Below are 11155 nucleotides of genomic sequence, written 5' to 3' on the forward strand. Positions count from 1 at the left end.
ATCATGGTCGGTGCATCTGCTCGGTTTATGCTTTTTTCGGGATTTTCGGTAAATTCGGTAAATTAAGAATATGCTTAAATGGTTAGTATAAACATCAATAAAAATTAGCAATATCTATGTATCTGCTTTTTTCGGGATTTTCGGGAAAATATTTTTGATTCAAAGTTGTTACAAAAATGTTTAGAAGTTCAAAACAAAATAAAACACGTATTAACGTTTATTTTTAGTTAAACAAGAAAAAGTACACTATAAATGAGAAAATGCCTAAAACACATATTAAATTAAATAATTTACATTGTTTTTTGTTATTTATTAATTAATATGTTTTACCTTTGTCAAACCTTATCAAAATAAGGCACAAAAAAAAGTGCTTACAGCTTCCCAGCTAATAAACACTTTTGTAGTAAAATTGTATTTCTGACGTACATTTAATTACTGCAAAAGTATGAAATTAAAGGGAGTTGTAAGCATAATTTAATAACTTTTTAATATTTCAAGCTTATGCTTTTATCATTTAATGATTTACCAACAGTACTAAATGAAGTACTAGAACTACAAAAAGAGCTAAAAAATTTAATCCTATCTCAGGAAACAAGCTCACAATCCGAAACGGAAATACCTCTAAATATTAAAGAGGTCGCAAAACTTACTCAGTTAAGCGTTCCAACAATCTATCATTACGTATCGGAGCGTAAAATCCCACACTACAAACAAGGCAATAAATTAAGGTTTTTTAAATCCGAAATTATCGACTGGATTAAAAGCTCCAAAATTAAAACAGTCTCAGAAATTGAAGCTGATGCAAATGTTTTACTATCTAAAAAAGCGGTTTAAGATGACTACAAACCGTAAAATTTCACAAAGAAAAAAAGTACTTAACTATCTTAAAAATAACATCGCCACAGGTACAATGGTATGCGATGCTATCGGTATAACACAAAAGAGTTTTACTAGAATTAAAAGAGACCTCGAAAAAATAGGCTTATTGGCTGAAGTTAAAAAAAAGCGTTGCGAAAATACTAATCGTTTAGCATGGTATCTAACAACAAATAACGATCTGGTTACAGAAATAAACAATCCTTACTAATTGATGGAAACACCGTAAAAAGAAAGCAAAGGCTTTTCTTAACAGATGTTTACGACACCTACTCTAATTACCTTGTACTTTAATTAGAATGTAAAAATATAGGGGCGTTCCTTAATACGCCCCTATTACTCAAAAACGCTTAACTCTAAGCGATACGGCATTACTTATGCCAAAATTTAACGATAGTAAAGATAGTGAAAATGCAAGATAATACAACAAACATCAATGTAAATGATGTATTAGCAACCGTAGAAAACAGCAATAAAGAACTTAAATTAAAAAAGTCAATAAAAAACAACGTAGAAAATATTTTAGCTGAAATACTAAAAAATACAGTAAGAATTGATTTCAGAAAATACTGTAATTTGGATAATGACAAAGATAAACTTCAAAAAAAACATTATTTAGTTGCATCTATTGAGATATTACTGAAAAATGTAAATGATAACGGTTTTAGTTTATGTAGAAAAAACGAACAAATCTATTTATTTAACACAGAATACTGGGAGTTATTAAATGAAGAAAATTTTAAAGATTTTCTAGGAAAAGTATCATTAAAACAAGGCGTACAAAAATACGATGCTAAACATCATTTATTTAAAGATGAATTGTATAAACAATTTCTGTCAGATGCTGGACTTGAAGAAATAAAATCAGATAATACAACTACATTGATAAACTTCAATAATGGAACTTTTGAAATAACACCGCATAAACAATCATTAAGAGAATTTAAAAAGTCCGACTTCTTAACGTATCAATTACCATTTGATTACGATGTAGAAGCCACCGCACCGCAATTTCAAAAGTTTTTAGACGAGGTTTTGCCTGAAAAAGAATTACAGGAAATACTGGCTGAATATTTAGGTTACGTATTCACTAAAAACAGCGTTCTCAAACTAGAAAAAGTACTATTATTATACGGAACAGGTGCAAATGGTAAAAGTGTACTATTTGAAGTTTTAATGGCATTGCTAGGAACTGAAAATGTAACAAACTACTCTTTACAATCCTTAACAGCTGAAAATGGAAATTCGAGAGCAATGTTAGTAAATAAGTTACTTAATTATGCTAGTGAAATAAACGGAAAACTAGAAAGTAATATTTTCAAATTACTTATTTCAGGTGAACCAGTAGAAGCTCGACTTTTGTATAAGAACGTACAAATTATTTCAGATTATGCACGGTTTATGTTTAATTGTAACGAGCTACCAAAAGAAGTAGAAAATACAAATGCTTTTTTTCGTAGGTTTATAATATTGCCTTTTAGAGTAACAATCCCACCGTATAAACAAGACAAAGGACTTTCTAAAAAAATAATTGACACGGAACTTTCAGGAGTTTTTAACTGGGTTTTAGTTGGTTTAATTAGAATACTAAAAACAAAATCATTTACAGAAAGTAAAATAGTAGAAGACGAAATAAAACAGTATCAAAAAGAAAGCGATAGTACATTGATGTTTTTAGAAGATGAAAATTATCAAAAATCGGTAACAATTGAACGCCCACTAAAAGAGGTTTATGCTGAGTATAAAATTTACTGTTTAGAGAGCGGTTATGGTACTTGTTCCAATCGTACATTTTCTACTAGATTAAAAAAAAATGGTTTTGTAATTAAACGTAAAATGCAAGGTAATGTAGTGTACATTGAAAATAAATTAGTGTAGTAAATGTAGTACAAAACAAAAACTTATTATTCGTACTACTTGACAAAAATTTGAGTAGTACGGATTTTACCAAAAAGATAACACACTTATTTACAGTTATTTAATTTTTCAAGGTTCTAATTCCATGTAGATAATGTAGCAAATGTAGCTAAAAACAAAAACTTATTTTCGTGCCACTACAAAAAACAGCCTTTCATTTTATGAATGATTACAGATACATTTTAGAGAAATATAACGGAACAAAAAGCCGTTACCATTGCCCAAATTGTAACAAGCCTAATCAATTTACTAGATACATTGATACACAAACTAACGAGCATTTAAACGATACTGTAGGGGTTTGCAGTAGGCTTGTAAAATGTGGTTATCATTATAAACCAAAGCAATATTTTCAGGATAATAATATTTCATTTGATAAAACTTCTTCTTCAATTCCATTTGTACGAAAGCCACCACCACCAAAACCGAAAACAACTTATTTTAATCCTGAGGTTATGGCAAAGAGTTTGAGTAGTAAAACTCCTAACTTTTTTTTAGATTATTTAACTACTCTTTGGAATGATAAAGAACTAATCTATTTTTTAGCTAAGAAATACAATATCGGAACTTCTACTAAATGGAACGGTGCAACCACTTTTTGGCAACAAGATATTAACGGAAAAATAAGAAGTGGCAAAGTAATGTTGTACAATCCTGAAACAGGTAAACGAGTTAAGAAACCTTATAATCATATCGGTTGGGAACACTCAAAAATTGATAACTTTAATTTAGAACAATGTTATTTTGGTGAACATCTACTAAATGAAGAGAAAACGAAAACAGTAGCAATTGTAGAAAGTGAAAAAACAGCTTTTATTTCAAGCCTTTATATTCCTGATTATGTATGGCTGGCTTGTGGTTCACTTAATAATTTGAATGAAGCAAATACAAAGGTATTAAAGGGGCGTAATGTAGTATTGTTTCCTGATGCTGGTTGTTTTGATTTATGGAATGATAAAATACCTAAACTTGAAAAAAAAGCAATCTTTGTAACTAATCAATTATTAAAAAATAAAGCCACCGATTACGAAAAAAAGCAAGGTTTTGATATTGCTGATTATTTAGTACGGTTTTAATCATTAGTAAATATTTACCAACCTTATAACAGCCCTTTGCTTAATTGCAGAGGGTTTTTTATTTCAATGTATTAATAAAAAATGAGCCGATTAAAAAATATAATCGGCTCATTTTTTAACTATATTTGAGCCGATTAATTAAATTATTCGGCTCATGAAATATAATTGGCAACAAAAAGACTGGAGGAATTTCTCTTATAATATTGATGAATTAGAAGATTATCTTTATAAATTCATCGAAAAAACAGGCAAAATAAAAGGTATAACCAAAGGATTGTCAAAAATATCTCATACTCAAACTACAATAAATATTTTAGTTTCAGAAGCTATTAAAACTTCCGAAATAGAAGGAGAATTTTTAAGTAGAACAGATGTAATGTCTTCCGTTAGAAATAATCTTGATATAAATACTTCACGTGAAAACGTAAAAGACATTAAAGCTAAAGGTATTGGTGAATTAGTTACAAATGTTCAAAATAACTTTAAAGAAGAACTTACAAAAGAAACCATCTTTAAATGGCATCGGCAATTATTACAACACGAAAACCTAATTGAAGTTGGAAAATGGAGAACACACCAAGAACCTATGCAAGTAATTTCAGGAGCTATGGGAAGAACAAAAATACATTTCGAAGCACCTGCTTCTGCAAATGTAAATGACGAAATGAATCATTTTATAAACTGGTTTAATACAACTTCTCCAAAAGGTGAAAAACCTATAAAAAATGCCGCTATTAGAGCCGCTATTGCTCATTTGTATTTTGAAAGTATTCATCCTTTTGAAGATGGTAATGGACGAATCGGAAGAGCTATTGCCGAAAAATCGCTTTTACAAACCTTAGATAGCCCTTTATTAATTAGTCTTTCTACAAGTATTGAAAAAGAAAAAAAAGAATACTATAAAGCGTTAGAAAAAGGACAACGAAGTAATGAAATAACACCTTGGTTACATTATTTTATCAATTTAATTTTAAATGCTTTAGATACTTCCGAAGCAATTATAGAATTTACGCTAAAAAAGACAACTATTTTTACAACTTTTCAATCAAAATTAAATGAAAGACAATTAAAAGTAATACGCAGAATGCTCGATGAAGGTTTTAATGGTTTTCAAGGAGGTATGACAGCAAGAAAATATATTGGAATTACCAAAACATCTAAAGCAACTGCTACAAGAGATTTACAAAATCTTTTAGAATTAGGCGTTTTTAAACTATTAGGAAAAGGACGAAATACTTCTTATGAAATAAATTTTGACGTTTAAAAATATGTTTCAATTTTATTCAAAAAAAAATAATGGAAAGTATGGCATCACCGAAAAGGATTGAAACCCCTTGGCATACTATTTTCACATTATAAAATTTATATTTACAATCTTTAACACTACTTTAGACTTCAAAAAATAATATCTTAAATTATATGGCTAAAAAAGCTGCACCCAAAAAATCAAAATCTATAGAAGAAACGCTATGGGAATCTGCTAATAAATTACGTGGAACTGTTGAAAGTTCAGAATATAAACACGTTGTATTAGGTTTAATTTTCTTAAAATTTGCAAGTGATAAATTCCAAGAACGAAAACAAGAAATTATAGCCGATGGCAAAGAAAAATTTGTTGATATGGTCGAATTTTACACGCAAAAAAACGTGTTCTATTTAACCGAAGAATCTCGTTGGAGCTATATTATAAACAACGCCAAACAAGACGATATTGCCCTAAAAATTGATACCGCACTTTATACCGTAGAAAAAAATAATCCATCGTTAAAGGGTGCTTTGCCTGATAACTATTTTTCTCGCCTAAATATGGATGTTAGTAAATTATCCGCTTTACTAGACACCATCAATAATATTGATACTTTAAAAGACAAACAACAAGATATTGTTGGGCGTGTGTATGAATATTTTTTAAGCAAATTCGCTATTGCCGAAGGAAAAGGAAAAGGAGAATTTTATACGCCAAAGAGTATTGTAAATCTGATTGCCGAATTAATTGAACCTTACAAAGGTAAAATTTATGACCCTGCTTGTGGTTCGGGTGGTATGTTTGTGCAGTCGATGAAATTTATTGACAGCCATAACGGAAACAAAAAAGATATTTCTATTTATGGGCAAGAATATACATCAACTACCTATAAATTAGCAAAAATGAATTTGGCTATCCGTGGTATTTCTGCAAATTTAGGCGGTGTTCCTGCCGATACTTTTGCAAAAGACCAACACCCCGATTTAAAGGCTGATTATATTATGGCAAATCCGCCTTTTAATCAAAAAGCATGGAGAGCCACAGACGAACTTTTAGACGACCCTCGTTGGAAAGGTTACGATGTCCCACAAACAGGAAATGCCAATTATGCGTGGATATTAAATATGGTTTCTAAATTATCAGAAAATGGTGTAGCGGGGTTTATTCTTGCAAACGGTGCTTTGTCTGGTAGCGGAACAGAATATGAAATCCGTAAAAAACTTATCGAAAATAATTTAGTAGAAGCTATTTTAATTTTACCACGAAATTTATTTTATACCACTGATATTTCTGTAACGCTTTGGATTTTAAATAATAATAAAAAAGAACGTCAAGTAAATATTAATAATATCAATAAAAATTACAGAAATAGAGAAGAAGAAATTCTATTTATGGATTTAAGACAATCAGGTATTCCTTTTGAAAAAAAATATACGCAGTTTTCTGATGAAAATATAACTGATATTAGTGAAACTTATCATAAATGGCAACAAACGGAAGCTGATTATAAAGATATTCCTGAGTTTTGTTATTCTGCAAATTTAGAAGAAATCCGTAAAAAAGATTATTCTTTAGTACCAAGTAAATATATCGAATTTGTAAACAGAGATGAAAACATCAATTTTGAGGATAAAATGAAAAGTTTACAATCTGAATTTTCTCAACTTTTAAAAGATGAAGAAAAATCTAAAACCGAATTATTAAACGTGTTTAAAAATTTAGGTTATGAGATTAAATTATAAACGTTTAGGCGATTACATACAAACTGTAAATATCAGAAATAAAAACCTTGAAGTTGAAACATTATTAGGAGTAAGTATTCGAAAAGTATTAATGCCTTCTATTGCAAATACGATTGGAACTGATATGTCTCGCTATAAAATTATCAATAAAAATCAATTTGCATATAGTTCTGTTACTTCTAGAAATGGAGATAAAATTTCTATTGCTCTTTTAGAAAATCATGATAAAGCATTAGTGTCACAAGCCTATACTGTTTTTGAAATTATTGATGATAAAACATTAAATGCTGAATATTTAATGATGTGGTTTAGAAGACCAGAATTTGACAGATACGCACGTTTTAAATCGCACGGAAGTGCTAGAGAAACTTTTGATTGGGAAGAACTTCAAGATACAGAATTACCAATTCCATCCATAGAAAAACAACACGAAATAGTAAAAGAATACAATACGGTTGCAAACAGAATTACGTTAAACGAAACTATCAATAAAAAACTAGAAGACACCGCTCAAGCCTTATATAAAAATTGGTTTGTAGATTTTGAATTTCCGAATGAACAAGGAAAATCGTATAAATGTAATGGTGGGAAAATGGTTTTTAATGAAGAATTGGATTTGGAAATTCCTTTGGGGTGGGAAGTTTCGGGATTATCTTCTATTGCCAGTTACTTGAATGGTACAGCAATGCAAAAACATCCTACGGATAATATTAAAAAATATACACCTGTACTAAAAATTCGTGAGTTAAATTTAGGTATTACAGATGATAATAGTGATAAAGCTTCAATAGATATTCCTGAAAAATATAAAATATATAATGGGGATATTATTTTCTCTTGGTCTGGAACTTTAACTATTGATATATGGTCTGGAGGATATGCTGGGCTAAATCAACATTTATTTAAAGTATTTTCTAATCACTTTCCAAAATGGTATTATTACTTATCAACTAAATTTTACATATCTGAATTTATTAGGATTGCAGAAGGAAATAAAACTTCTATGGGACATATAAAAAGAGAACATTTAGATAATTCATTTGTAAGTTATCCTATCAAAGGTTTAAATAAATTAAATTTATATTTTGAACCAATTACACAAAAAATAGAATCTAATAAAATAGAAAGTCAAATATTAAAAAAAATTAAAAATCTACTTCTTTCGAAAATGTCAAAAGTAGCAATTGAAAAAGAAACTGTTTGTTAAAAAATAAAACGCTATGAAAAAAGAAATAATTTTATAATATGATATCTTACTTTAAATATGGAAAAGGAAATTTAACTATTTGTGAAGATAGCTTAACATCTGCTGTATTCGATTTGTTAAAATATTTACCTACAGATTTATTTTGGCATATTTTAAGACAAGGATTGCATCAAGATAATTTACCGTCTTATTGTGGGGAAGTTTTAGAGATGGAATATTGGGCAAAATGGAATGCACAAGGAAAATATAAAACAAGAAATAAACTTTATGTAGAACCAGATTTATTTATGCGTTTTAAAGATTTTGATTTAATTATAGAAGCTAAACGCTATAATATAAATCAGCAAAACCCTGAGCAATTACAAGATGAAATAAGAGCCTATTTAAATGAATATGAAGACGATAATAAAACATTGTATTTATTGCAAGTTGGTGGTTTAATAAATAGCTGTAAAGAGCATTTTATTGAAGTAGAGCATTTAAAAATACTTCAATCTAAAACTGATTGGTCAAGTTTATTAAAAAGCATAAACACTATCTATAAAGGTTTTTTAAAACAAAACATCCCGAATCAAAAGCCAATAATATTATTGTTAGAAGATATAATTAATAGCTTTTCAACACATGGTTTTCATCAAAAAAAATGGTTAAAAAATTGTGCTATTTACAACATAAATACAAAGGCTATAAATAGCTTTAATTTTTAAAATATGAAAGAAAATTTATCACTAGAAATAAGAAAAGCATATCGTTTATTATTCGATTATCAACAGAGAATTTTAAATTTAATGCAATTTATCAGTTCAACATATAATATTCCCTATAAAAATGGAAAACCTCTATTTAGTGGCAGAGGTAGTAATAAATTAAATAATTGGTCATGGGATTGGATTTATATGTATTGCTATGAATTTCATTTTCAAAAAAATGAAGATACAAATTCACTTTGGTTTTCTGTTATATTAAGAAACGATACAGGTTTTTTTGAAAGTCAAATAGAAGATTCTACAATTAATAGATTAGATATCGAAAATTTTAAAGATGTAGAAAATTCATCTACTGATTTAATTTTTATAGCAGGAAATCCTAATTGGAATTTTGATGTTTTAAAAAAGGCTACATTAAATGAGAAAGAATATATTAAAGAACAAAATGTTTTTTTTAAAAGGTATAAATTAGAAAATTTCTTTACAGAAGAAAACACACTTATTCAATTAAAAGATTTTGAAAAAGAATGTTCTAATTATTCAATTTCAATAAATGTAATAGATAAAATTTTATAAAAAAAGCTATGTCAAAATATTCCGTACACCAACAACCAGTAGAAACATTGTTAAGCTGGATAAAATCTGGTGAAATTGCAATTCCTGAAATACAACGTCCTTTTGTTTGGAAAAATGCCAAAGTTAGAGATTTAATAGACTCCTTATATAGAGGTTATCCTGTTGGATATATTATAACGTGGCGTAACCCCGATGTAAAACTAAAAAATGGTCAATTATCGGCAGGTAAAAAAGTATTAATTGATGGTCAGCAACGAATTACCGCCTTAACTGCTGCTGTAGTAGGACAACGAGTTTTAAATAAAAACTACAAAGAAATTAATATCTGTATTGCTTTTAACCCAATTACTGAAAAATTTGAAGTATTAAATAAAGCATTTGAAAAAAGCCCCGAATGGATAAATAATATTAATCCTATAATTAATGATGAAATTTCTATAACTAAAGCTATTAGAGAATATTTAAAATTAAACCCAAAAGCAGACGAAGATTTAATTGAAGATAGAATAGAAAACTTAAAACGAATTAAAACTAAACAAGTTGGTATAATAGAATTAGATAGTTCTTTAGATATAGATACAGTTACAGATATTTTTATCCGTATTAACCAAAAAGGTGTTGTATTAAGTAATGCCGATTTTGTAATGTCTAAAATAGCTTCCGATGAAAATCATGGAGGAAATAAAATGCGAAAGCTAGTTGATTATTTTTGCAGGCTTTTAGTAGATAAAGATTTTAATAAACATATTTTAGACAATGACAAAACATTTGCTGACAGTGATTATTATAAGGCTTTAAAATGGATGGCTTCTGGAAGTGATGACTTATATATCCCTGATTATATAGATGTATTGCGTGTTGCTTTTACCTATAAATTTAGCCGTGGTAAGTTTAGTGATTTAGTAGCATTATTGTCTGGGCGTAATTTTGAAACACGAACTTATGAAGATGCTATTTCAGAAAAAAGCTATAAAATGTTATCTGATGGTTTAACTGATTTTGTAAACCAAACAAGTTATCAACGTTTTATTATGTTGATAAAATCAGCAGGATTAATTAGTCAGAAATTAATATCTTCAAAAAACAGTTTAAATTTTTCATACGCATTGTATTTAAAATTACGCAATGAAGGAATGCCAGAACCTGAAATTCAGCATTACATAAAACGTTGGTTAATTATGTCTTTATTAATTAGTAGATATTCAGGTTCATCAGAATCTATGATTGATGAAGATATTAAGCAAATTAACGAAAAAGGTATTGCTAAATATTTAGAACAAATGGAACAAAACCATTTAGGTCAAGGTTTTTGGGAATTTGGATTAGTTAGTCAATTAGAATCTTCAAGCGTTAATAATAATGCTTATAATGTTTATTTAGCGGCACAATGCCATGAAAACAGCCCTGCTTTTTTATCAAAAAGCATGAAAATAAGTAGTCTTATTGAACAACGTGGTGATATACATCATATTTTTCCTAAAAAATATTTAACTGAAAATGGATACATACCAAAACAATACAATCAGGTTGCAAATTTTGTATATACAGAACAAGCTACTAATATAAAAGTTGGTATGAAAACACCTCAAAATTATCTAACTAAAGTAACTGAACAAATAGCTGACAGTATTTTTGATATTAGCACTATTGATAGTAATACTTGTTTAGCTGATAATTTGATGAAAAATGACATCCCAAACATACTTTATACTGCAACACATTTAGATTATGAAAATTTCTTAGTAGAAAGACGTAAATTAATGGCTGCTAAAATTAAAAAATATTACGAACAATTGTAGCAATTATAT

The 11155-nt window shown here is 28.4% G+C and carries 10 protein-coding genes; all 10 read left to right on the top strand.

Annotated features, from left to right (window positions below; translation table 11 throughout):
• Window positions 1–501 precede the first annotated feature (501 nt).
• The 10 genes from PG913_RS06185 (at window position 502) to PG913_RS06230 (ending at window position 11146) form a co-directional block, all read left to right on the top strand.
• A complete protein-coding gene (locus tag PG913_RS06185; protein WP_101932019.1) occupies window positions 502–834 on the top strand; it encodes a helix-turn-helix domain-containing protein in 333 nt (110 codons plus the stop codon).
• A gap of 1 nt (window position 835) precedes the next feature.
• Complete coding sequence (locus tag PG913_RS06190; RefSeq protein ID WP_271232091.1) at window positions 836–1087, top strand: hypothetical protein; 252 nt, start codon at window positions 836–838, stop codon at window positions 1085–1087.
• Between the two features lie 200 nt (window positions 1088–1287).
• The gene (locus PG913_RS06195; protein ID WP_271232092.1) at window positions 1288–2754 is read left to right on the top strand and encodes a phage/plasmid primase, P4 family; all 1467 of its coding nucleotides are present in this window, start codon (window positions 1288–1290) and stop codon (window positions 2752–2754) included.
• A gap of 200 nt (window positions 2755–2954) precedes the next feature.
• Window positions 2955–3869, top strand: a complete 915-nt coding sequence (locus PG913_RS06200; RefSeq protein WP_271232093.1) for a DUF6371 domain-containing protein — start codon at window positions 2955–2957, stop codon at window positions 3867–3869.
• A gap of 154 nt (window positions 3870–4023) precedes the next feature.
• Window positions 4024–5133 carry a Fic family protein gene (locus tag PG913_RS06205; protein WP_271232094.1) on the top strand — a complete coding sequence of 370 codons (1110 nt, stop codon included), beginning with the start codon at window positions 4024–4026 and terminating at the stop codon, window positions 5131–5133.
• 155 nt (window positions 5134–5288) lie between these two features.
• Complete coding sequence (locus PG913_RS06210; protein ID WP_271232095.1) at window positions 5289–6857, top strand: type I restriction-modification system subunit M; 1569 nt, start codon at window positions 5289–5291, stop codon at window positions 6855–6857.
• A complete protein-coding gene (locus tag PG913_RS06215) occupies window positions 6841–8064 on the top strand; it encodes a restriction endonuclease subunit S (protein WP_271232096.1) in 1224 nt (407 codons plus the stop codon). Before PG913_RS06210 ends, PG913_RS06215 begins: the two co-directional genes overlap by 17 nt.
• Before the next feature lie 38 nt (window positions 8065–8102).
• On the top strand, window positions 8103–8771 hold the full coding sequence (locus PG913_RS06220) for a hypothetical protein (protein ID WP_239775541.1): 669 nt from the start codon (window positions 8103–8105) through the stop codon (window positions 8769–8771).
• A gap of 3 nt (window positions 8772–8774) precedes the next feature.
• A complete protein-coding gene (locus PG913_RS06225; protein WP_271232097.1) occupies window positions 8775–9347 on the top strand; it encodes a hypothetical protein in 573 nt (190 codons plus the stop codon).
• A gap of 8 nt (window positions 9348–9355) precedes the next feature.
• On the top strand, window positions 9356–11146 hold the full coding sequence (locus tag PG913_RS06230) for a GmrSD restriction endonuclease domain-containing protein (protein ID WP_101932027.1): 1791 nt from the start codon (window positions 9356–9358) through the stop codon (window positions 11144–11146).
• Window positions 11147–11155: the final 9 nt, after the last annotated feature.

The organism is Tenacibaculum pacificus (genome assembly GCF_027941775.1).
GTDB lineage: Bacteria > Bacteroidota > Bacteroidia > Flavobacteriales > Flavobacteriaceae > Polaribacter > Polaribacter pacificus_A.